The organism is Mesorhizobium sp. M1004 (assembly GCF_040318795.1).
In the GTDB taxonomy this organism is placed as follows: domain Bacteria; phylum Pseudomonadota; class Alphaproteobacteria; order Rhizobiales; family Rhizobiaceae; genus Mesorhizobium.
Window position 1 is genome coordinate 19941 of sequence record NZ_JAMYNB010000018.1, and the last position, 23558, is coordinate 43498.

19 protein-coding genes are annotated in these 23558 nt (G+C 61.5%); 4 read left to right on the plus strand and 15 right to left on the minus strand.

What is annotated here, in order from left to right; translation table 11 throughout:
* Window position 1: 1 nt before the first annotated feature.
* The 3 genes from NKH54_RS28065 to NKH54_RS28075 all read right to left on the minus strand — a co-directional run bounded on the left by NKH54_RS28065 (window position 2) and on the right by NKH54_RS28075 (window position 2851).
* On the minus strand, window positions 2–1375 hold the full coding sequence (locus tag NKH54_RS28065) for a hypothetical protein (RefSeq protein ID WP_353029423.1): 1374 nt from the start codon (window positions 1373–1375) through the stop codon (window positions 2–4).
* A complete protein-coding gene (locus NKH54_RS28070) occupies window positions 1375–1893 on the minus strand; it encodes a GNAT family N-acetyltransferase (RefSeq protein ID WP_023698122.1) in 519 nt (172 codons plus the stop codon). Before NKH54_RS28070 ends, NKH54_RS28065 begins: the two co-directional genes overlap by 1 nt.
* Window positions 1894–2029: 136 nt before the next feature.
* Complete coding sequence (locus NKH54_RS28075) at window positions 2030–2851, minus strand: hypothetical protein (protein ID WP_023706798.1); 822 nt, start codon at window positions 2849–2851, stop codon at window positions 2030–2032.
* 298 nt (window positions 2852–3149) lie between these two features.
* On the opposite strand from NKH54_RS28075, the gene NKH54_RS28080 reads away from it, so the two are divergent.
* Window positions 3150–4565, plus strand: a complete 1416-nt coding sequence (locus NKH54_RS28080) for an adenylate/guanylate cyclase domain-containing protein (protein ID WP_023685078.1) — start codon at window positions 3150–3152, stop codon at window positions 4563–4565.
* A 15-nt stretch (window positions 4566–4580) separates the two neighbouring features.
* On the opposite strand, the gene NKH54_RS28085 is transcribed toward NKH54_RS28080, so the two are convergent.
* The 7 genes from NKH54_RS28085 to NKH54_RS28115 form a co-directional block, all read right to left on the minus strand.
* Entirely contained in the window at window positions 4581–5060 is a 480-nt protein-coding gene (locus NKH54_RS28085; RefSeq protein ID WP_023672134.1) for a class I SAM-dependent methyltransferase, read from the minus strand.
* A gap of 147 nt (window positions 5061–5207) precedes the next feature.
* Window positions 5208–6389 carry an ABC transporter permease gene (locus NKH54_RS28090; RefSeq protein ID WP_023702557.1) on the minus strand — a complete coding sequence of 394 codons (1182 nt, stop codon included), beginning with the start codon at window positions 6387–6389 and terminating at the stop codon, window positions 5208–5210.
* Window positions 6386–7384: an ABC transporter permease gene (locus NKH54_RS28095; RefSeq protein ID WP_023672136.1), complete on the minus strand. Its 999-nt coding sequence runs from the start codon at window positions 7382–7384 to the stop codon at window positions 6386–6388. The genes NKH54_RS28090 and NKH54_RS28095 overlap by 4 nt, the downstream gene beginning before the upstream one ends.
* Window positions 7385–7386: 2 nt before the next feature.
* Window positions 7387–9285 (minus strand): ABC transporter substrate-binding protein, encoded by a 1899-nt coding sequence (locus tag NKH54_RS28100; RefSeq protein WP_353029424.1) that lies wholly within the window; start codon window positions 9283–9285, stop codon window positions 7387–7389.
* Entirely contained in the window at window positions 9282–11177 is a 1896-nt protein-coding gene (locus tag NKH54_RS28105; protein WP_023672138.1) for an ABC transporter ATP-binding protein, read from the minus strand. The genes NKH54_RS28100 and NKH54_RS28105 overlap by 4 nt, the downstream gene beginning before the upstream one ends.
* 151 nt (window positions 11178–11328) lie before the next feature.
* Window positions 11329–12669: an adenylate/guanylate cyclase domain-containing protein gene (locus NKH54_RS28110; RefSeq protein ID WP_023726703.1), complete on the minus strand. Its 1341-nt coding sequence runs from the start codon at window positions 12667–12669 to the stop codon at window positions 11329–11331.
* A 303-nt stretch (window positions 12670–12972) separates the two neighbouring features.
* The gene (locus tag NKH54_RS28115) at window positions 12973–14151 is read right to left on the minus strand and encodes a DUF3095 domain-containing protein (RefSeq protein ID WP_031196755.1); all 1179 of its coding nucleotides are present in this window, start codon (window positions 14149–14151) and stop codon (window positions 12973–12975) included.
* Window positions 14152–14225: 74 nt separating this feature from the next.
* Here NKH54_RS28115 and NKH54_RS28120 point away from each other — a divergent pair, with 74 nt between their 5' ends.
* Complete coding sequence (locus tag NKH54_RS28120; RefSeq protein ID WP_023685074.1) at window positions 14226–15314, plus strand: glycosyltransferase family 4 protein; 1089 nt, start codon at window positions 14226–14228, stop codon at window positions 15312–15314.
* The gene (locus NKH54_RS28125) at window positions 15311–16069 is read left to right on the plus strand and encodes a polysaccharide deacetylase family protein (RefSeq protein ID WP_023685073.1); all 759 of its coding nucleotides are present in this window, start codon (window positions 15311–15313) and stop codon (window positions 16067–16069) included. The genes NKH54_RS28120 and NKH54_RS28125 overlap by 4 nt, the downstream gene beginning before the upstream one ends.
* Window position 16070: 1 nt before the next feature.
* Here the strand turns inward: NKH54_RS28125 and NKH54_RS28130 are convergent, their stop codons facing one another.
* From NKH54_RS28130 to NKH54_RS28140, 3 genes are all read right to left on the minus strand, one after another.
* On the minus strand, window positions 16071–16925 hold the full coding sequence (locus NKH54_RS28130; protein ID WP_023692895.1) for an MBL fold metallo-hydrolase: 855 nt from the start codon (window positions 16923–16925) through the stop codon (window positions 16071–16073).
* 111 nt (window positions 16926–17036) lie between these two features.
* A complete protein-coding gene (locus tag NKH54_RS28135) occupies window positions 17037–17504 on the minus strand; it encodes a cyclic nucleotide-binding domain-containing protein (protein WP_023672144.1) in 468 nt (155 codons plus the stop codon).
* Window positions 17505–17538: 34 nt separating this feature from the next.
* Window positions 17539–20253 (minus strand): ABC transporter transmembrane domain-containing protein, encoded by a 2715-nt coding sequence (locus NKH54_RS28140; RefSeq protein ID WP_352790603.1) that lies wholly within the window; start codon window positions 20251–20253, stop codon window positions 17539–17541.
* Window positions 20254–20519: 266 nt separating this feature from the next.
* Between NKH54_RS28140 and NKH54_RS28145 the strand changes: the two genes are divergently transcribed.
* On the plus strand, window positions 20520–21191 hold the full coding sequence (locus NKH54_RS28145) for a class I SAM-dependent methyltransferase (RefSeq protein WP_084561037.1): 672 nt from the start codon (window positions 20520–20522) through the stop codon (window positions 21189–21191).
* On the opposite strand, the gene NKH54_RS28150 is transcribed toward NKH54_RS28145, so the two are convergent.
* The gene (locus NKH54_RS28150; protein WP_023685069.1) at window positions 21169–22317 is read right to left on the minus strand and encodes a glycosyltransferase family protein; all 1149 of its coding nucleotides are present in this window, start codon (window positions 22315–22317) and stop codon (window positions 21169–21171) included. The genes NKH54_RS28145 and NKH54_RS28150 overlap by 23 nt on opposite strands.
* Window positions 22314–23558: a glycosyltransferase gene (locus tag NKH54_RS28155; protein ID WP_023730304.1), complete on the minus strand. Its 1245-nt coding sequence runs from the start codon at window positions 23556–23558 to the stop codon at window positions 22314–22316. Before NKH54_RS28155 ends, NKH54_RS28150 begins: the two co-directional genes overlap by 4 nt.

The window sequence follows — 23558 nt, forward strand, 5'->3', positions numbered from 1 at the left end:
ATCAGAGGCCCGAGGCCCGGCCGATCTTGCGCCATCGGGCGTTTTCGCGAACCGGTTTCAGGTCATCGGTCGTCTCGGCAAATGTCCGCAACCGGTATTGCCGCAGCAGGTCCGGGAACAGCGCCCCTTCCGGCAGTCCGGCAAGCTGCTCGCGGACCGAGATTTGTTCATCGATGACCCGCATGCCCCAGGCATTTTCCCGAACCTGCAGCTCGGCGGCCAGATCGCGCTCTTCAGGCGCGTTTTCATCAAGCGCAGCCAGCAGGATCGAGTGAAAAAGCGCGACATAGCCAATCTGTCTCAGGCCGCCCACAACCCGCACGCGCGGCAATATGGCAAGGGCAAGGAACATCAGGAACAAGTCCGGCAAAAGCATGCCGTCCAGCAGTGCCTGCTGGAGATGCGGCCGCTCGAACGGGATGGAAAGACCATGCGGCCTGTCAGGCTCGATCAGCCGCCCGTTCTCGAGGACGAGCTTGCGCACGCGCTGCTCGCGGATGCCCCAGAAATAGGCCGTGGCATTGGGCAGGAACCTGCCAAATGGGCCCGATGCGGCTTCTTGCAAGGCATGGTCGAGACGCCGGCGCCTTGCGGGCTCGAGGAGCAGCCTGGAAAGAAGACTGCCTTCATCTTCCAGATGCCGCGCCACGACAGTCGCGGCCAGCCTATCATCGATGAAAACCGGCCGGGCCATGCCGGAACGATCCCAATCGGCGACCAGATGCTCGTTGAGTTCTGTCAGCGCATCGGCGGCTGTTGCAAACACCTTGGCCTGGCTGGCAAGCAGCGTGCCCAGCCAGCTTCTGGCATCCGTCTCATTGCCCACCGTTTCGAGCGCGCGCCCGTTGAGGGTGACGGGACCGGCCGCGCAGGCGCTTTTGCGGCACAGTTTGTGGCGCCCGATGCCAAACAAATTGACCTTGTCGTCGCCGACATCGAGCCATCCCGGCCCCTCCCGGCCGGTTGTCTCCATGGTCATGGTCGTTCCCATGAAGCCGAAAAAAGCCGACAGCCCGTTTTCGACCGCGCCGAGCCAGGCAAGCAGCAGGGCATCGAAGGTGATGCGATCCATCAGAAGCAGGCAGTGCAGGCCGGACTGGATAACCGGTCTGTGGTCGAATTCGTCGAGGGCCTTGCCGATCGCTTCAGGCTGCATGATCGCACCGAGGCGCTGCTGCAGGACGTCGCGCAGGATCGAGCGGGCAGCGATCGACGGGGCCGATCCAGGCCTTGCCACCGGCCGCCACAGATGGCGGGCGTAATCGGAAACCGGTGCATTCCAGTTCTGCTCGATGTCACGCACGACCTCCGGGCAGAGCAGCGACAGCACGGCCAAAATGTCCACCGGAGGGGCAAGGGCAGGGACGGTGGTCATCAGAACCGCAGCCGGGCCATGCTCAGGAGGTCGTGGTACTGCCCGTCGGTAAAACCGGCCTTCACATGCCGGCCTTCGACCTCGAAGCCGTGGCTTGTGTAGAGACGGATGGCCGGTTCGTTGTCGGCATAGACGCTCAATTCGACCCGCTTCAGGGCGCGCCAATTGTCGGCCACGTCGAGCAGCGCGCCAAGTATGGCAGAGCCGATGCCTCTGCCGACAAAGCCATCGTCGAGGCCGATATTGATCTCGCCGATATGCGAGCGGCGCGGCGAACCCTGCGCGACCAGGCTGCCGTGGCCGACAACCTTGCCGTCCAACTCGGCAACGATCCAGGTGGTTTCCGGGCCGGACTTGGCGATGCGCCGCTCCACCTGCTCCACCATCTCGAACGGCATCCTGAGCGTGCCCCAGCGGAAGCCCGGCATATTGAAGATAGCGCAAAGCGCCTCGGCATCGCTTGGCCGGACGGCCCGGAGCTGCGGCTGGATTTTCTCTAGGGGTGGCGTGCTGGTCATGGCTTTTCCGGCTACAGCAATTCCAGGAAAAGTGTGAGCGGTTTTCCGTCCGGAATTGCGTCAGAACAAAGGACAGAGGCAATATGCCCGGCACGATGCACCGGACGTCACCTGAAAATCCAGCCGTCTCTGCGACCTATGCCGATTGCGCGGCAAAATGCCGGGGGGCGGCGTAGAGTTTGAGGATACCGCTGACGCCGATCCAGCCGAAAAGGGCGAGCCAGCACAATGTCCCGGCCGCCGTCCAGTCGATCCGGTGCACGGCGGCGTCGGTGATGACGAGGCCAAGGACGGCAAGCAGGCCAACCAGAAACTGCGCCAGGCCGAGCACCAGCAATTCCTCACGCGGCGCACTTCTCCAGACGAGATAGGTGCCGCCTGCACCCGCGAGGAAGATGGCGCTGTAGACCTGGGCGTGAAAAGCATCGATCGGCCATGGCCAGAAGCCACCGAATGTCAGGGGAAACAGCAACAGGCCGACGCCGTAGGCCCCGAGGATCGTCATTTCCACCGGTAGGTAGGCGCGCCATGCGGGGTTCAAGATCACGCCTTTTGCAGAAGGGCGGGCCCTTGCCCGCCACAGGAACAGCCCGGATACCGCGGCTGACGCAAGATAGACCAGAAACCAGAGCCAGGGGGCTTTGCGCTCGAAGTTGAAATAACCGAGATTGATGAACGAAGCCGCCGACACGATGACGGTGAAGATGAAGGCCATGACCAGCACGAGCCTGCCGGGCGACCAGCGATTCCAGACCAGCAGCGCCGCCATCACTGCCATTTCGGCGGTGTAGAAGCCGCCGAGGAAGCGGGCATTGAACGGCGTGACGGCCCAAGGCCAGCGCGGCTTGACCAGCGCAGGCGCGAAAAACAGGCCGGCCCCGACGATCAGGACGATGATGACCCCCGCCGAGAAAAGGCGCAGGGCCGCCGGAAATGGCGGGTTGTCGCGTGTCGGCATGGAGAAAACCCCAGAGATGAATGCCCCATGGGCTATCATAGTTTGGAATTCAACAAATGGAAATTGACCTGTCACCAGGCTTGTCCATTCGAATGGCCGTCCGGTCCGTTTAGCAGTATGATGGAGCGTTCGGGTCGAAGATCGGTCCGGCCAACACGCCTAGAGCCGGATGATTTCAGGTCTGTCCGACCTGAAATCTGAATCCGCCTCTGAATCAGGAAGAGCATGATGTCGTCCGAAAACCGCTTCACACCTTTCGGCATCATGCTCTAGCGGCGCAATTTCCGGAGCCTGCACGATGACCGAAGCTCAGGATCTGTTCTCGCTTCTGCGGCAATCGACCGATGTCGATCCGCAGGCAATCGACGCAATCCGGCAAACCATCGCCGAGGGCAAGGACCGCGAACTTTGCCGCATCAATGCGCTGGCCTTCGCCAGCAAGCATGGCCTCGACGAGGAACGCACCATAAGCGCCTTTCTCCATGCGGCGCGGGTGGGCATCTTCGACATTTCCTGGAATGTTCTGTGCCCCGGCTGTGGCGGCGTGCTCGACACCAACGCCACGCTGAAAACCATGCAGAAGGACGAATACACCTGCGCGCTGTGCTCCCAGGGCTATTCGCCGACCCTCGACGAGATGGTCGAGGTGACATTCACCGTCAGTCCCCGTGTGCGCAGGATTGCCGCCCACAATCCACACGAACTGCCGTTGGTGGAATATTACCGCCAGATCTACTGGGCGTCCGGGGCCGATCTGCCGGACGAGGATCTGGCGGAAAAGATGGAAGCGTTCTCGCTGGAAGATATCGAGCTTGCGCCCGGTGAAAAGGCGGTTCTGCACATCCAGCTTCCGCCCCAATTCATCATCGTCTTCGAGCCGGTCACGCATTCGGCCCAGTTCATCGACGCGAAGGGCGAACCGGCAAAAGAGCGGCGAAACCTCTCTCTGGCCTTCGACCGGGACCATGTCCAGAGCCAGACGCTGGAGATGCAACCCGGCCCATTGCGCATTTCGCTGGAAAACAGGACCGACACGCGCGTGCTGCCGACGGTCTTCATCGCCTGCCCGGTATTGCATGATTTCCTGGGCAAGCGCCGGCCCTTCGTGACCGCCAAGCGCCTGCTCACCAACCAGACGTTCCGGGATCTCTATCGCACGGATACGCTCGACATCAACCAGCGCCTGAAGATCACCAGCCTGACCTTCCTGTTCACCGATCTGCGCGGATCGACCGAGCTTTACGAGCGGGTGGGCGATCTTTCAGCCTTCGATCTCGTGCGCGAGCATTTCCAGGTTCTGCACGAGATCGTCGCGGCGGAGGCAGGCGCGGTTGTGAAGACGATCGGCGATGCGGTGATGGCGACCTTCGCGACGCCTGACCGTGCGATTGCCGCGGCGCTGCGGATGCGCGACGCCATGCGGGCGCTCAATGACAAAAGCGGGCGCGAGGACCTTCTGCTCAAGATCGGTGTTCATGCCGGCCCCTGCATAGCCGTGTCCATGAACGAGCGGCAGGATTATTTCGGCCAGACGGTCAACATTGCTTCGCGGGTCCAGAACCTCGCCAACGCACAGGCGATCTTCGCCACGCGTGCGGTGGTCGACGATAATCTCACCGCCGATCTGTTGCACAGGAACGCGCTGACGCCCGTGCCGCACGAGGTCTCGCTGCGCGGCATCGAGCGGGAGATTGCGGTTTATACGATCCCCTGAAGAGTTCTCTGCCGCTTACACGCGCTTGCAGAGGAAATAACGGTCGGCGGGCTCCGAAGTGGGCGCCGGGAGGTGTTGCAGCAGCGGGTGATCGAGCGGCGTGCCACTGACCGCGAAGCCGCCGACGCGAAGCAGGCTCGCAATCAGATCGGGAAGCCAGGTAGCGGTCACTGCATCGCGATCGTCATAGCCGGTGCCGATGTCGGCATGAACAAGGGCGGCTTCGATGCCAATGAACTTGCGGCCCGTCTCGCGTATTTCGCCGAGCACGAGGTTTTCAGCTTCGGGAATTGAGCTAGTGTGCGCGCCAACTTCGCGGTCGAACACCACGATCCGGCGCCCGGGCAGAAGCTCGCGCAGATGGTGGAATGTCCGGCCATTGCCGAGGCCGAGCTCAAGCACAAGCCCCTCCATCTTCGCCACCTCGGGGCAGATTCGATTGAGAATGTCGCGCTGCGCGGTCATCCTGCTGATGAAATTATCGAGGCGACTCATATGCGATTGTGTGTCCTGAACCAGCAGCCCCGATCGAGGCTTGCTGCATATAAAGGCGAACGACGAACCCTGCAATAACGCAACCGGCCGCCGACAAGCGTCATACCGGGTGGAGTGTTCGGCAGGCCGCGCGGTGGAACAGCGATATCACTTGTAGGGGTCTGCGGCGTCCCGCAAGCCGTCGCCGAGGAAGTTGAACGCCATGATAACGAGGATGACCGGCAGCATCGGCAAAAGCAGCCATGGATAGAACGCGATCACGCTGACGCTGCGCGCCTCGGTGAGCAGGATGCCCCAGCTGGTTATCGGCGCCCTCAGGCCGAGCCCGAGGAAGCTCAGCGCCGTTTCGCCCAGGATCATGCCAGGGATGGAGAGCGTCGCCGTCGCGATCAGATGCGACATGAAGCCGGGAATGAGATGCCGCCTGATGATGCGGCTGCTTCCGGCGCCCATCAACTGCGCCGCCAGAACGTAATCCTCCTCGCGCAAGGCCAGAAGCTTTGAACGCACGGCCCGCGCCAGTCCGGTCCAGTCGAGCAGCCCGAGGATGACGGTGATGCCGAAATAGATCAGGATCGGACTCCAGGTTATCGGCATGATCGCCGCCAGGGCCAGCCATAGCGGAATGCTGGGAATCGATTGCAGGACTTCGATTATCCGTTGGACGATCAGGTCGAAGATACCGCCGTGATAGCCGGCCAGCCCGCCGATGACGATGCCGAGCAGGAAGCTGAAACTGATGCCGACGAGGCCGATAGTCAGTGAAATGCGTGCGCCATAGATCATGCGTGAGAGCACGTCGCGCCCCAGCCTGTCGGTGCCGGCCAGAAAGAGTTGGCCGTTCTCGGCAGGACAGACAAAATGCCTGTCACCTTCGATCAGGCCCCAGAACCGATAAGTGTCGCCCTGGCAGAAGAAACGGAGCCGCTGAACGTCGTCGTGGTTCTCGATGTAGTTCCGCTTGAGCGTGTCCATATCCAGCGTCATCTGGCGGCCATAGACGAACGGCCCGACGAACTCGCCATTGTGGAACAGGTGCACGTGCTGCGGCGGCGCATAGATGTAGTCCATGTTGCGCGAGTGCAGATTGTAGGGCGCCAGGAACTCGCAGATCAGTATCCCGGAATACAGCACTGCCAGGAATATGCCGGATATAAGCGCAAGCCGGTGTTTGCGGAATTTCCACCACATCAGCCGCAACTGCGATGCCTGAAAGACCTTCGATTGCTCCGGCGTCATCGCCTCGACCGACTGCAGGTCGAAGGGCGCGCCGGAAATGTAGTGTTGCAGTGGAGCACCCGGAGCGGGCAGCGGCGAGTCCTGCTTCATTTGGTGCTGCCACCCTGCAAACGAATTCGTGGATCAAGCAGTGCCAGCGCCAGGTCGGAAATCAGCACGCCGATAACCGTCAGGAAGGCGAGGAACATCAGGAATGACCCTGCCAGATACATATCCTGGCTTTGCAGCGCCTTGATCAGCATCGGCCCGGTCGTTTCCAAAGACAAAACGATAGCCGTGATCTCAGCGCCGGAGATGATGGCCGGCAGGATCGAGCCGATGTCGGAAATGAAGAAATTGAGCGCCATGCGCAGCGGATATTTGACCAGCGCCTTGAACGGATGCAGGCCCTTGGCGCGCGCCGTAACGACATATTGCTTGTGCAGTTCGTCGAGCAGATTGGCGCGCAGCCGCCGGATCATGCTCGCCGTGCCGCCGGTGCCGATGATCAGGACCGGGATCCAGAGATGGGCGAGGATCGACTTCGCCTTGGCCCAGCTCATCGGCTCGCCGAGATATTGCTGGTCCATGAGGTGGCCGATGGACGTGCCGAACCAGATGTTGGCGAAATACATCAGGATCAGCGCCAGCATGAAATTCGGAATGGCAAGGCCGAGAAGGCCGAAGAAAGTCAGGCCGTAGTCGCCCCAGCTGTATTGATGCGTGGCGGAGTACATGCCGATCGGAAAGGCGATGAGCCAGGTGAAGATGATCGTGACGAAGGAAACCAGCACGGTCAGCCACATTCGGTCGCCGACGACGTCGCGAACCGGCAGCTCATATTCGAAGGAATAGCCGAAATCGCCGTGCAGCATCCCGCCCACCCAGTAGAAGTAGCGAATGACCGGCGGCTGGTCGAAACCATATTCCTTGCGCATCATCTGGATGCGGTCGGAATCCACCGCTTCGCCCTGGGCCCGAAGCTCGGCGACATAGCTGTCGAAATAGTCGCCCGGTGGAAGTTCGATGATGGTGAACACCAGCGCCGATATGACCAGCAGCGTTGGAACCATCACGGCGATGCGCCAGACAAGATATCGAAGCACGCTCAGGAGCCTCCAAGCCAGAATGTGTCCAGCAAATAGACACCGAAATAGGAGGTCGGGTCGTAGCCGTAGAGTGCTTTGTCAGGCAGGTTGCGCAGCCGCGACGATACCAGAATTGGCTGAAGTGTTTCGTTCACCGTACCGATAGAGAACACCTGATCGGTGTAGATCGACAGCATCGAGTTCCAGATTTCGGCGCGCTCGCTGGATTGGGTCGATCCGTTCCAGCGCTTGAGCAAAGCCATCAACTCGACCACTTCAGGAACATCGGGCGCCTCACCCATCTTGCCATGCGACAGATAGTAAGCGCCCCAGAGCGGCCATTGCAGCTGGTCGTCGATGGTGGGGGCCAGCTGGTATGGATTCATGTCGGCGGTCGGCACGCCATTGTCGATGCCCGACGACATCGACATCAGGATCTGGCCGCCAAGCGCACGGCTGCGGAAGATGTCGCGCTGCGAAGTCCGGATGAACAAAGCGATGCCGATCTTGCGCCAGTGATCGGTGATGAGTTCGAGCGCATCGGTTTCCAGCGTGCTTTCGCCGGCCGTTTCCACGATGATCTGCGCCGGGCGTCCATCGGGAAGTAGCCGCAGGCCGTCATCGTCACGGGCCTGAAGCCCGACCTCGTCAAGCAGTGCATTGGCCTGGTCGGGATCGTGGGCGACCCAGGCTTTCGCGAATTCCGGCCGGTAGAGCGGGCTCTCCGGCAAGACCGTATCGGCGCTTTCCTGCGCCAATCCGTAGAAGACGGCCATGTTGATCTCGCGCCGGTCCACAGCGAGCGAAAGGGCGCGGCGCACGCGCACGTCACGCAAAAGGCCACGCCACACCGAGTCGGCACAATTCAGATTGGGCATGAGCGCCAGCCGCGAACCCTGTGTGCGTTTCCACAGATGCATCTTCACCGGGTAGCGCTTCTCCGCGTCCTTCAGGAAGGAGTAATCGCTGAAGTCGATTCCCATGCATTGCAGGTCGCTCTCGCCCGCACCGGTCTTGGCGGAGATGATCGCCGACGAGCTGACATTCATGATGATCCGGTCGACATAGGGCAGTTGCCGGCCGTTCTCATCTGTTCGATGAAAGAACGGGTTGCGCTCGAAGATGAACTGCTCGGCCGGCGGCTTGGTCCGGTTCTGCCAGGGGTCGAGTGTCGGCAGATCCGGGTTCTCCGGGCGATACTGCCGCGACATGCGGATGTGCAGCAGCGTCCATTTTGCGGTCCGGTTCTCCTTCATCAGGCCGGCGAGCCGGAATGGATCCTGATATTTCTTGTGGAACTGCTTGAGATAGGCGGCTGGCAAAACAAGCGGTGTCGGCGAAGCAGCGGCAAGTTTGGGCAGGAAGTCGGGATTGGGCGCGTCCCAACTGTAGCGGACCGTCAACGGATCGACGATCTCGAAACGTGGCGGCTTGCCGTCCGCCAGCAGGGCAGGGGCGAGCCCCCCTTGCGAAAGCTCATCGTTCAGCCAGACATCTTCCCAGCAATAACGAAAATCCTCCGGCGTCAGCAGGCTGCCGTCTGACCATTTATGGCCTTCACGAATCTTGAACGTGAAGACGCGATCATCCTTTACGTCGAAACTTTCGAGAATGTCGGCCTGAAAGTTAAGCTTTTCGTCATAGCCGACCAGCCGGGAATACCCGTAGATCGTCATCATCCGGATATCTTTCTGGCTGCCGATGATCGTACGCAGCGTGCCGCCATACTGGCCGGGCTGCCGGCCCATCGCCGCGAGGTTCAACGCGCGCGGGCTTTTGGGCAGGCGCTCCGCGAGTGGCGGCAGAGCCCTGGCTTTCAGCTGCGGCTGAAGAAAATCCGGCTCCAGATCGCCGGCGCGCGCCGTGCCCGGCAGAAATGCCGAAGCCATGAGACCAAGGACAGTGCGGCGGCTGATCAATGGCGTAACTCGCTGACATCGGCCGAACGTCGGGCCAGCACGAGATGGCCGCCGCCGAGATCGAGCGGTGACAGCATATCCTCTTCGCCCTCGTCGCGGAATTGCGGGCCCCATGCGCTGGTGTCGGAAGCGCCGCCGAGCTTCAGCGTCTTGAAATCCATCGGCCGGTCGAGATCGGGGAAGGGGACTGCGGCGAGCAGCGAGCGCGTGTAGGGGTGGATCGGTTTCCTGAGCAGAATTTCGCGCGGTGCAAGCTCGACGATACGCCCGCCGCACATCACCGCGATGCGGTCCGCCATGTAGTCCACCACCGCCAGATTGTGGGATATGAACAGGTAGGTCAGGCCCAGTTCCTTCTGCAGGTCCTTCAGAAGGTTCAGGATCTGCGCCTGCACGGAGACATCGAGCGCCGAAACCGGCTCGTCGCAGATCAGCAGTTCAGGCCCCAGCGCCAAGGCGCGCGCAATGCCGATACGCTGACGCTGCCCGCCGGAGAAGCTGTGGGGATAGCGCTGGATGAAGCGCGGATCGAGCCCGATTGCCTGCATCAGGCTCTTGACCGTGGCTAGCCGGGACGCGGCATTGCCACGTTGATGGATTTCCAGCGGCTCGCTCAAAATGTTTTCCACGGTCATGCGAGGCGAAAGCGACGAGACCGGATCCTGGAAAACCATCTGGAGTTTCGCCCGCAGCAAGCGCAGGGCGTCTCCCTCGGCTTCCAGGACGTCGATCGGTCCGTCGCGGCCGTTGAAGATCACGGAGCCGCCGGTAGGGGTGACGGCCCGCATCAGGATCTTGCTGACGGTGGTTTTGCCGCAACCGCTTTCGCCAACCAGGCCCAGGCACTCACCTCGCCTGATGTCGAAGCTGACGCCGTCCACGGCGCGAACAGAGGTCTGATGGCTCCCGCTGAACCATCCGGAGTTGCGGATGGTGTAGACCTTTTTCAGATCCCTGACCGACAGCAGAATGTCGTCCGGCCCCTTCGCTTCCGGCGCCGTCTGCTTGCCCAGCAGGGTCCCGACATTCACCGGCACCTCGCGGAGCGCCTTCAGTCTTTCGCCAGGCTTCAGGTCGAAATGCGGAACGGCTGCCATGAGGCCCTTCAGGTAAGGGTGGCCTGGCCGGCGGAATATTGCCTCCACAGGGCCTGCTTCCATGATCTCGCCATGGTACATGACGACCACCTCGTCGGCGACATTGGCGACCACGCCGAGGTCGTGCGTGATCAGCAGCATTGCCATGTTGAGCTTGGTCTGGAGCCCACGAAGCAATTGCAGGATTTGCGCCTGGATGGTGACGTCCAACGCCGTCGTCGGCTCATCGGCGATCAACAGAGCGGGCCGGCAGATAAGCGCCATGGCGATCATAGCGCGTTGCCGCAATCCTCCCGAAAGTTCAAATGGATACATGTCGTAGGCGCGCTTGGGATTGGGAAACCCGACGAGGCCGAGCATTTCCTCGGTCCGTGCCTTGCGCTCCGTCCGGTCCATGTGCGTATGAATCTGCAGGGATTCGCTGACCTGGTTGCCGATCGTGTGCAGCGGCGACAGCGATGTCATCGGCTCCTGAAAGATCTTGCCGATGCGGCTGCCTCTCAACGCCCGGATTTCGGGTCCGTCTCGCGGCATCTGCAGGATATCCTGCGTCGTGCCGGGCTTTTTGGGATCGGAAAACAGGATACGGCCGCGAACATGGGCCGTGTTCGGCAAGATGCCCATCACGGCCTGGCTGAGAACCGATTTTCCGGAACCGGACTCACCGACAAGTGCGGTGACCTTGCCGGGCAGGACGCGAAGATTTGCCCGCCTGACGGCATGCAACGGTCCCCCGACAATGGCAAAAGAGATGCCAACATCCTCGATCCGCAGCAGATCAACGCCTGCATCCATTCCCACACCAGCCCCAATCTGGCGCCTCCCGACCGGCCCCAAAAAGCAAGACTAGCGCATTGTCAGCGCAGAGCAACTTGGATTCGAAACGAATTCCCCGGCGACCGGCGGCCGGACAGCATACCAGGGCGTCCAGATCGGATGGTGGTGACTACTGGAGCTTCCTCCGGTCGCCCGCCGACAGCCGCGCGGCATCGCGATGAAGCAGCATGACCTGCTCGGCGTCCGATATCCGATCGTGAAACGGCTGCAGCGCAGCGTCTTCATCGAGTGCGAGAGCACCCGACAGATCGGGTGAAAGCACCGTCAGCTTCTGCTTGCTGCCCGCCAGTTCCTCCTCGCCGAGCGTCAGCCAGCTGTTGGCCCCGCAATAGCCGGCGAAGTCCTTGCTGGCGAGAACGCTGTGCGGATATTTCTTAGTCAGGGTCTGGAGACGCTGGACCTCGTTTACAGCCGAGCCGAAGACGGAGAATGTGAGTCGGTCGGTAAGCCCGACATTGCCGAACATCACATTGCCGACATGAAGGCCGATACCAAATTTTATGTCGCCCAGTCCTTGCTCTTTTCTGCGCAGATTGAGCTCCATCATGCGCATGCTGGCCTTGTGCGCAGCCGCAAGAGCAGCCTGGCAGGCGATCTCTGACTGCGCCCGGTGCCTTTCGCAGGGGTAGACGGCAATGAATCCATCCCCCAGGAAACTCATGATCTGCCCGCCTTTGCGATTGAAAGGTGCTGCGATGGCATCGAAAAACTGGTTCAGCGTATCGATATAGACTTCGCGGCCGGAGGTTTCGGCGAGCCTTGTCGACCCGCGCATATCGCCCATCACCAGCGCGGCCCGGATTGTGTCGCCCTCGCCGCGCTTGATCTGGCCGTCCAGCACGCGCCTGCCGGCGTCACCGCCGAGATACGTGGTCATCATGTTGTCGGCGAGCTTGGTGAGCACCGCCATCTTGCTTGCTATAGCGAGATGGTTCTGGATCCGCAGCAGCGCCGAAATCATGCTGTCGCTGAAGCCTGAAGCACTGTCGGTGGACCAGGACCCCAACATGCCCTGACTTGTATCGCCGTTGAAGGGATGGACGAAAGCCATGTAATCGGTGACGCCCATAAGCCTGAGCTCATCGAAAACAGGAAACTCCGACCGCACCGACGGGTCGAGCCGGCGCCGCAGATGGTCGAGCTTGTTGCTGAGCAGATGGTAGTATGGGCTGGTCAGGAATCTGTCGGAATGGACGCCGTTCTCACTCCGGAAGCCTTCCACTTCCAGGCCTTGGCCGCGAATCCAGGTGAAACCGAGCGCGTCATAAAGCGGATGCAGCATCGAAAAGCTCAAATGCACCCGCTTCAGCGGCAGGCCGGCAGCAGCCAGCCGTTCACAAAAACCCTTGACCAATGTTTCCAGGTCGTCGCCCGCCAGCGCCGATTGGGTCAGCCAATCGGCAACCTTATCCATGAGAATGTTGGAAATTTCTGTTTGCGCTGTGCTCATGCTATCTCGAAACCCGTCGAAGACGAGCCATCTCCTTTGATCCGCAAAATTCTCGAAGTCAATGAAGCCGGCTTCGGGGGCAGAAGCCGGCGAAGAATATCCCGAATGACTGTCCTTGCAGGAAGCAAGCAGACGTCGACCGCACAAATCACCTGCAACACTATGTGGCGAGGCTGCCGGCGAAGTGCAATCCCGATCCTGACATCGCGCAAATAATTGGTCGGCTCAGGCACCGTCGGGCTCGCCGGGTCCCAAGAACCATGGCCGCGGCGCATTGCGGAAAATCGATTCCCCAAGCCGTCATCAGACCGGCGCCTTCGCCTTCAGGCTTGCGGCAGCCATTGCATAGCCGCCGGCGGCGCCATCGATGAAGTGAACATGATCGCGCTGCAGCGGCGAGATGACGAGGCATGTCATCAAGGCCGACTTCTGGCGGTGCAGGCCATAGTTGCAGATGCCGGCCTCTTCCGCTTGTTTCAGCCGGTTCTCGATCCGCTGCAACACATCCGCGTCGACGTCGATGGTCATCTTCAAGCCGTCGTCGAACTTGCGGAAATCCGAATTGCTGGCCACCTCGCGCTTGTAGACCTTCGGGTCGAAACCGCCGATCGTCCAGCCCAATTTGTCGGTGACGGCCGTAAGCGTCATCAGGAAGATCACCCACAGCTTGGCCAGCCACCGCCGCCCCGGCGGCGCCGTGGCCCGTGCCTCGACATCGAGACCGGCGGGCAAGAGACTATAGGCCGGACCGTCCACCGGCACCGGGTGGCCATCGCGCTCCTGCCTGCCGGCAAGGGCGATGATGTCGGAAGCCAGAAACTGGAAACCACGCAAGTCGCGCGATGCCCCGGGCACGGCTATGATCGAGACAATTTCGCCATGCCGGGCTTCGATCGGGTTCCAGCGGCAGGAGAGGCCGGTCAGATCCGGCCGCGCGCCGGCCGGGGCGGGGTCGACGCGGTAGCGCCCGGCTTTCATTTCGGCTTCCGCCCAACTGCCGCCGCCGCCGGCGAACATGGCATAGAAGGCTGCTTCGGAGGCCTGGAACCTCGCCACGCGAACGTCGAGGCCTTGCGCTCTTATGTCCTTTATCGGCACGATTGCGGCACGCAAGGTCAGGTCCAGTTCGTCCGCCACCCATCTCTGGACAGAAGCCAGCGCGTTACGGGCGATCTCCAGCGCCGAGCCGGGAAACGCCACGAGCGCGCCGTCGCCGCCGAAGACGAAGGGAAGATCTTGCCGGCCCAGTGCATTGAGCAGCGCCGAAATGACGCTGGCGCCGGCCATATTGACGGTTTTGTAGCGCCCGGCTTCGATCGCCTTGGTCGAGCCGACGATGTCGGCGGTGGCCAGCGCCCAGCCATCGGGGAGAGGCCGATAGTTGTCGATATCGGCAACGCTTTCGAACTTTGCGAAGACCGGCAAAGAAGCGACGAACGGGTCGGACGCGACAGCTGTTTCCATAAGCATCAGATAGCACATTCCAGCGCTTGAAGGTGAAGTCGATCATGCCTCGAAATTGACTTGGGCAGGCTTTGCGATGATAGGATCGCGCGATGCGAATTGCCTTCTACGCCCCGCTGAAGTCGCCCAATCATCCCGTTGTCTCCGGCGACCGCCAGATGGCACGGATGCTGGTCCAGGCGCTGCAGCATGGCGGGCATAGCGTCGAACTGGCATCGGAGTTGCGCTTCTATCTACGCCAGCCGGAACCGAAAAGTTTCGATGCGCTCATGATCGAGGCCCGGGACGAAGCCGCGCGACTGACAAGGCTTTGGGACCGTGACGGCAAGCCCGATCTCTGGTTCTCCTATCATCCCTACTACAAGGCGCCCGACCTGATCGGGCCCGAGCTGGCGTTGGCCTTTGCCGTCCCCTATGTGACGGCCGAAGCCTCCTATTCCGAACGGCGCAACGCCGGTTCGTGGGCCGATAGCCAAGCATTGGTCGCGCGAGCCATCGAACAGGCGGCGCTGAACATCTGCTTCACGCAAAGGGATCGCCAGGGGCTGGCGGATGCTGTCCCCCACGCCGCTCTCGGTATGCTTTCACCCTTCATCGACACATCGGCATTCCACGAAATGCCGGTACTGGATTATCCGACGCGCCTCGTGACCGTCGCCATGATGCGCCCGGGCGACAAGGTCTTGAGCTATCGCATGCTGGCGCAGGCGCTCGGGTTGATCGGCCATCTCCCCTGGACGCTATCGGTCGTCGGGGACGGACCTGCCCGTGACGAGGTAAAGGCGCAATTCGCCGGCTTGCCCGCCGACCGTATCGAATGGCTTGGCGCCATCGAGCCTGCCGCCGTGCCGGATGTCCTTTATCGCGGGGGAATCTACGTCTGGCCGGGTTACGGCGAGGCCTATGGCATTGCCTATCTTGAAGCACAGGCCGCCGGCCTTCCGGTGGTGGCTCAGGACATTGCCGGCGTGCCGGAGGTCGTGCGGCATGGCCAGACCGGGTTTCTCACCCCGCCGGGCGATGTGGGGGCGTTCGCTTCGGCCATCGCAAGGCTTCTGGCCAATAATGACGAAAGAACCATCATGGCTGCAGAGGCCAGACGTTTCGTTCTCGAAGAACGCTCTCTCGGTGCTGCAAAGGCCCGTCTGGCGGAACTTCTCAAGATGATCCCGTTGTCATGACGTCCGACCCGATTTGGCAGCCTCTGGTGGACGAGCTGGCGCATCGGCAACGGTGGGGCCGCAAGGCAGAGTTCTGGCTGCGCGACGACGACGCCGTGGATCCGACGCCGGCGCTCGATCGGTTGCTCGACCTCACCGGTGACTTCGCGGTTCCGGTCACTCTGGCCGTCATTCCGGCCCAGACCGACGGGAAGCTTGTCGTCCGGCTTGACGCCGCGCCGCATGCCACGGTCGCCATTCATGGCTGGGCGCACCGAAATCATGCGCCCGAGGGTCAAAAAAAGCAGGAGCTCGGCGCGCATCGGCCACGCGAGGTGGTGCTGGATGAGCTGGCCGGCGGGCTGTCGCGTGTAACCGGCCTGCACGGCGCACGTGCGGTTCCGATGCTGGTGCCGCCCTGGAACCGGATCGACGCCGGCCTGGTACCCGACCTCGGATCGATAGGATTTGCGGCATTGTCGGTGTTCGGGCCGCCAAGGCCGGCTTCCTTGGCGGTCATCAACAGCAATGTCGACATCATGGATTGGCATGGCACGCGCGGCTGCCGCGATCATGGTCTGTTGGTTCAGGCCATCGTCGCGCAATTGCAGCGTGCATTCGACGGCGGCGAACCGGTCGGCCTGCTCACCCACCATCTCGTCCATGATGAATCGGCATGGCTTTTCCTCGAACGGCTGTTCACGATCACCGCGCGGACCGAAGCCTGCGCATGGCTTCCGATCAGCACATTGACCGAACGCAGCGCCGGAAAATAGCTCAGCGCTTTTTGTTCACTGAAGTTGGGAATGTGAGCGTCTGGCCATCCCGCGCCGCAAAAGCGCCGGCAAACCTGTCCTTGGCCAGTTTCTCCATCTCGTCCAGCTCATCGTCGGTGCGTGCCGGATCGTGGTGAAACAGCGCAAGCCCGCGCGCGCCGGCCGCCTCGCAGAGCTTGACGCCCTGTTGCCATGTCGAGTGCCCGTTGCCGCGGTAGCGCTCCATTTCCTCCTCGGTGTAGGTGCAGTCGTAAATGACGAGGTCGGCATCTCTGATCAGGCCGAGCACCGCCTGGTCGAGTTTGCCCGGCTCGTGCTCGGTGTCTGTGATGACCGCCACGACGCGGCCCCCCCATTCGACCCGGTAGCCGATGCAGCCGCCCGGATGGGTAAGACTACCGGTTCGTACAACAACTCCTTCGCGTGGCCGAAGCAGGTCTCCGGATGCGAAATCGCGGCAGTCGAGGCTCGCCTTGCAGACACCGAGTGTCACCGGAAACCATGGCGGCCGAATGAATTCATCGACCATCTGCCGCGTCGTCATGCGTCCAGCCAGATGCCCGGACCAAAGCGTAACTTTGATGCCTCGTTCATAAATAGGCTTGAAAGCCGGCAGCCCGATGATGTGATCGTAATGGCAATGGGTGAAAAACAGGTCGAAATCGGTGACGCCCGCCGCCCGAAGCGTCCTGCCGGCAGGCCGCAAGCCGGAGCCCGCGTCGAACAGAAGCGTATGCTTGCCGCATTGCATCTCGATGCAGATCGTGTTGCCGCCATAGCGAGCAAATTCTGGCCCCGACACCGCAATGCTGCCGCGCACGCCCCAAAACCTGACAAGGAAGAAATCGTCGTCCATGCACCCTTTCGCCCATCGTAGCCAACCAACTGCTGCCAGAGTCGTTCCAGGAAAGGTGTGACACGGTTCCGGAAACTGCATCAAAACAAAGAAACAGAGCGGCTCGCCGCTTCAGTGCAACTGTGAATCGCTCTCGGCCGTTCGTGCGTCGATCAGGTCCGCGGTCGTACTGCTTAGCCTATCGGCAAGAACCCGCAATATCTCGATGGTCATTTCGGGAAACTCCTTCATAAGCCTCAGGAAATGGTCCTTGCGGATTCTCAAGGCCTCCAGCTCACTTGCCGCTTTGACGGTGGCAGTACGGGAGCTGTTGCACAATATGGCAATCTCGCCAACGATCGAATTTGGCAGCAATTCAGCAACTTTGATCGGCCCATTGTCGGAATCGACCAGAATATCCGCGCTGCCCGAAAGGATGACATAGGCGGCGTCTGCCTCGTCGCCCTGCCGGAAAAGAATCTGGCCGGCACTGTAGTTCACGCGATCGGACGTGAACGCGAGCAGCTTGAGCTTTGTCGGCTCGATGCCAGAGAACAAGGGAACGCGTTGCAGCATTCCAACTTCATCCTTGAGCAGCATTGTCGCAAACCTTCCTGAATTCGCGTTTGCCAGACTATGACACAAGTTCCTTGAAGATACCGTTTCCCGCCAAGAGTGTCTCGTGTGTTCCGTCTTCCACCAATTGGCCTGAGTCAAAGACCACAACCCGATCGAACATCGCCGCCATTGCCGGATTCGTCACCACCCACACAATTGCCGGCGAATGGCCGTCGCGTCTGGCTTCGTCGAGCACATTCCGCAACACCTTGTCCTGCACGCGCTGGTCGAGCGCCGACAGCGGCCGATTGAGAATGAGGAAATCGGGACGCTTGAGCAAGGCGCGGGCAACATCGAGCTTCTGTCGCTGTCCGCCGGTCAGCCGCCTGCCGGCGGCGCCGACGTTGAAGTCCAGGCCGACATCCAGAAGCTCGGCATAAAGCCCCAGTTCGTCAAGAATATCATAGACGATGGAGCGAATGCGGTCCGGCGCGTCGGGATGGTTGTTGCCGACACGCCCGAACAGGACGTTGTCCATGACGGTGGCCGCGGCGATGTATTTGTCAGGGTCAAACCGTTCGACAGCTTTCTCCAGCTCGGCCGGCAGGTTTCCATAGAACTGGTTGCGTGCAGCGATGATCTTGCTCATCAGCTCGTCGGTCAAGAGGCCGAAGCGATGCCGGGGCTCGATATAGGCAAAGCTCAACGTGACCATCATGGCGCGGTCGTTCTCCGAAACCGCATCGTAGGGGCGATTCTTGAGCCGTTGCAGCAAGGTTTCGTAGGCGGGTATCTCCTCGGCGCTCATGAAGGCGAGCTGCTGGAAGAACTGGTGTTCGGGCGGCAGGTCGGCAAACAGCTCGATCGCCTGTTCGGCGATCTCCATGCCCATTTCGTAGAGCGTGCGGTCGAGGCCGGCTTGCTTCAGCACGGAAGCAAAATAGGGATTGGACGCCAGTGCCTTGTGAGCCAGTTCGGGGCCGGCCGCAGCGCCGAAGAGCAGGTTCTGGCCGATCGTCGCTTCCTTGTTGTAGGCGCCCGGTTCAAAAGGAACCACCAGCGCGCTCAGGCCTTCTTCCTCCAACCGGGTTCGCAGCGCCGCACGCAGTTCGACGATCCGCCCGGCGAGCTTCGTGTGGCGCTTGAGGTCGGCCGAAGAGCGCAAGCCTAGATCCAGAATGTCGCGCGACAGAAGAACCGCGTCGAGCACCCGGCGCACGGCTTCAAAGAGGTCGTGCGGGCCGGTGGCGCCGGCGGAGGCATAGTTGATCCAGTCGCTGCGGATATCGAGATCCGGATTGCCCGACCGGCGCGCCTCGTCGATATTCCAACGGTGCTGGTCCGCCGCTGCGCCGTCATATGTCACCGATGTCAGCGGCGCATGCTTCAAACCGTAGAGCAAATTGTCGCGCAGGCTTGCCTGGAACAGGAAAACATCCGACGAAGCGTAGGACATGCGCCGGCCGGTCACGGCTTCGGGGAGATCAAGCAAGTCATCGGAGCCCGAAACGATCCTTCCGCTATCCGGCCAGGTCAGCCGCGCAAAGGCTTCCGCAAGCGCCTCCGCTCCCCCTGTTGCGGTGCTGACCAGCGCCACCGTCTCACCCGGCTTGACCTCGAGCGAGATGCGATTGAGGAGCATTGCGCCGCCATCGTCTGCTATGGACAGGCTGATCGCCGACAGCGGCTTGGTCATCGGATCGGGATCGTCGATCGTCAGTGCTCCGATTTCCGGCGCGATGATATTCTCGACGGTGAACTGTTCGACGACCTGCTGATATTTGACCTGGACATCCTGCCGGTCCTGATCCCAGTCGATCAGTTCCTTCATCGGTCCGGGCAAGTCCTTGTAAGCGCCGATCACGGCCACGAGCTGGCCGACATCCAACCGCCCCTGGATGACGAGATAGCCACCGATCATGTAAAACAGAAAGGGCGTGAGCTGCGCGAGAAAATTGTTGAGGAACTTTACCATGAATTTCCATTGGTAAAGATCGAAGCGGATTTTGAAGATGAGCCCGAGCCGGGCTGCTATGTCGGCGCGCTCGTAGTTCGACGTATCGTGGACGTGAACCGCGCCGATGCCGTCGACGATTTCGCCAACCCGGCCTGAAAGCGCGCGCGCCGTCAACTGCCGCTGGCGCCCGAGCACGAGCAGCCGCCGCCGCATTCGCGGGATAAGCACGATTTGGATCGCCACGATCACGACCGCTATCATTCCGAGCCAGACGTTCTGGACCATGATGAACAGCATGGCCGTCAGCGCCTGGCCGCCGAGCAGCACCGGCTGCAGGAAGGCATCGCCGATGAAGCCGCCCAGCGGCTCCACCTCGTCCTTCACCATGGTCGCCACTTCGGCGGATTTCACCCGCTTGAAGTAAATCGGCGGAAACCGCAGCACACGATCGACCAGGTCGAAGCGGATACGCCGCAGCATGCGTTCGCCGAGCCGGCCCTTGTAAGTGTTGATGTAGAGCTTGAACAAGCCGTTGATGACGACCAGCAAGAGGAAAACAAGGCTGAGCGCAAGCAGCGTCGACGTGCGGTCCAGTTGAAAACCGGAGAAGAACTGAACCTCGCCGATGAACGGCAGGTTATAGTGCAACCTCATGAATGGCAGGGTCGCGCCCGGTTGCTCGAACCCCTTGCCCTGGATCGGGCCGTTGACGATCAGCTTCGGCAGGTCGAACGACATGAAATACGGGACCATCGAAAGCACGACGATCATCAATATCCAGAGCTGCTGCTTCCTGGTGTGCGTCCAGATATAGCGGGCTAGGCTGGTTTCCATATGCGATTGTCAGTTTGAAGGATGCGGAATGTAAAGGCACCTGCTGGCGAATGGTGTATCGGCCATGTCTTCGCCGCCACCGAAGACCTCGAAGCGGCAGCTGCGCGCCAGCCGGATGGATGCCGATGGTCCGGACAAATGCAATCGGCCGCCTCCGGGCAATGGCGAAACGGCTTGCGGCACAGTCGCGTCCGCAAGTCGAACAGCCTTGCATGAGGCAAGATTGCGTTGTGTCGCCCGAAATCCCAACATAGAAGACGAATATGATGGATGTCACGCAACCACGCAATGCCGGCATGGATGGGCATGAGCAAGCCCTGGACCTCACGCGGGGAATTGCCGCCTATGTCGACCACCCTCTCGTGGCCGGGCTGGCGCGCGTCATCGCCAAGCATCCGCAGGCCGATATCGCCAATGCCTTCAACCACAAGCAGGTCGCCTGCAAGATGTGGGCGCTCGACAGGCTGTTCGAACGCTGCGGCGGCCGGTTCGAACGCATATGGGTTCTGGGTGGATGGTACGGCGTATTGCCGGCGATGCTTTTCAACGACGCCCGCTTCGACATCGCGGCGATCGACAGCATCGACATCGATCCCGAAGTCGGCGCGGTCGCCCGGACACTCAACCGGCAAGCCGGCGACCGGTTTCAAGCGCTGACGGCAGATATGTACGCACTCGACTATGCCGCCGGCGGGCCCGACCTGGTGGTCAATACGAGCTGCGAACACATAGCCGACCTAAGCGCCTGGCTTGCCCTGCTTCCGCGGGGTACGAACGTGCTGCTGCAGTCGAACGACTATTTCAGCGAGCCGACGCACATCAACTGCGTGGCGTCACTTGCAGCCTTCGAAGCAATGGCGGCGCTGCGGCAGATCAGGTTCTCCGGCGAACTGCCGACAAAAAATTATACACGCTTCATGCTGATCGGAGCTGTTTGAAGCGCTCGCGCAGAATTTGCGCCGAGCGCCGCGCCCCTTCCAGATCGAGACGATGCGCGGCTGGCGGCGGTCCCGCAAGCGCCTGCTCGATCGCATGCGCCAGACGTTCAGGCGTCAGGTCCTGTTCCGTCAGCACCGTTGCAAGACCGAGCTCTTCGAGCATCAGAGCGCGACGCGTCTGCTCGGTTTCCCCGCCGGCTGCAAATGGAACGAGCAGCGAGCGACACCCCGCGCGCATGACATCGCAGACCGTGTTGTAACCCGCCTGCGAGACCGACAGGCGGGCGCCGGTCAGCAGGCTGGCGAAATCCTCGCGGAACCGGAAGATGGACAGGCGTGGGGTGGCATCGCGTGTGATCGCGTCAAACTCGTCCTTCGGCAGGTTTGGGCCGGTGATCAAACACCATGTCCAGGCGTTATCGGCACTTCGCGCCGCCGCGACGGTGGATCGGACAAGGCTCTTTCCGGCCGCCCCGCCGCCAACCGACACGAGAACGTCGAAGCGCTCTGAGGCCGCTTGCGCCGGCGGCGCGGCAACGAGCCCTGTGTAGGCGACCTCGGCCCTGATCGCCCCAGCCAGCGGAAATGTCTTGTCGATGGTTGCGAAAGCCGGATCGCCATGGACCATGACAAGATCGAAATGCCTGTTGACGATATCGACCGTTTCTTCGTTTCGGCTCGGCTTCACGCGCTCCTGAAGGATGTCGCGGACGGACGCCGCCAGCAGCGGTCTGGGCGATGTCGCTTCGATGGCCTCGATCAGTGGCAAGAGTTCGAAACGCATCTGCCGGCGTCCAAAGGGAAACGCCTCGATAATGACGATGTCGGGCCTGTAATCCCGGAAAGCCTGCAGCAGCATCTCTGAGCGCCGCGTCTTGAAATCATCGTCGATGGCTTTGCCCTGCAGGTCGACAAGTCCGGAAAATCCTTCGTCACCGGAGGTGACAGGCGGCAGGGTCACGGATTTTACACCCGATCCCGGAAATCCCGCGATCGGCGCTCCGCCGGTCACGACGGTGACGTCGAACCCGTCATCGACCAGAGCCGCCGCAATGCGGCTGGCGCGCGCGAGATGGCCCATGCCGAGCAGGTGCTGAACATAGAAGAAAGCGCGCAGCCGCTTCATTCGGCGACCCGCCACTCCCGCTCGAACAGTTCCTTGAGCTGTCCAATGCCTGCCACATGGTCGAAATTGCTTCGCACGCGCCGCTCCGCGGCGTCGCCGAGGCGGGCGCGCAGGACGGGATCGCGGATCAGGCGCTCCAGCGCCTGTGCCAGGGCAGTCGGGTTTTCCGAGGGAATCAGCAGCCCGGTTTCATCCGACGATAAAAGCTCCGGCACGCCGGAAATATCGGTCGACACGCAGGCAAGCCGCTGGCTGGCCGCCTCCACCAGAACATTCGGCAGGCCGTCCCGGTCGCCATCCGCGGTGATCCTGCAGGCCAAAGCGAAGATGTCGGCGCTGCGGTAGTGCTCAAGCACCTCCTCCTGCGCCAGCGCGCCTTTCCAGGAGACGCGCCCCTCCAGCCCGAGCCTTTGCGCCAGCGCCTTCAGCCGTTTCAGTTCCTCGCCGCCACCGATATGCTCGAAACACCACGCCAGATCGCCAGGCAAGAGGGCAAGAGCCTCCAGCAACGTATCATAGCCTTTCTTTTCAACGGCGCGTCCGACACTCAAGATCATGACCGGTTCGGCCGGCGCCGAGCCGTCACGCTGTTTTCGCGCCTCGCCGAAACTGCCGAAGCGGTCAAGGTCGAGCCCATGATAGCTCAGATGCACGGACGAACTGCCGTTGGCGAGTTTTTTCAGATGGTCGAAGCCGGTTTTCGTGCACGTGACCGTCCAGCGCGCCGAGGAAAGCTTGCCGGCCAGATCCCAGTCCGCCGACGTCCAGATGTCCTTGGCATGGGCTGAGCAGCTCCAGGGCAAGCCACGAAGCTGGCTGGCATAGCGCGTCACCGATGCCGGCGTGTGCGCGAAATGGGCATGCAGCCATCCGGCATCTTGCGGCCATTCGGCCGCCAGCACCAGCGCTTGCCCGAAGCGCCGCGCGCGATTGCGGGTAAAGTCGCGGCGGATATCGGCAGCCAGCGATTTGAGCGCGCGCCAGAAGCCAGGCCGCGGCAGACAGGCAAACAGCGACCGAACCACGCGCAGCGGCTCTCTGTGCAGATATTCCGGCAGATAATGGACGGGGGCCTTGATCTCGTCATGCACGGGATGACGTTTTGCGTCGGTCGGCCGCCTGAGCGCGAAAAGTATCAGGTCGAACCCCGCACGCTCCAGACCGAGCAGCTCCTGCGCGATGAAGGTTTCCGACAGCCGCGGGTAGCCCTTCAGAACCACGACGATCTTGCGGTGTTGCAA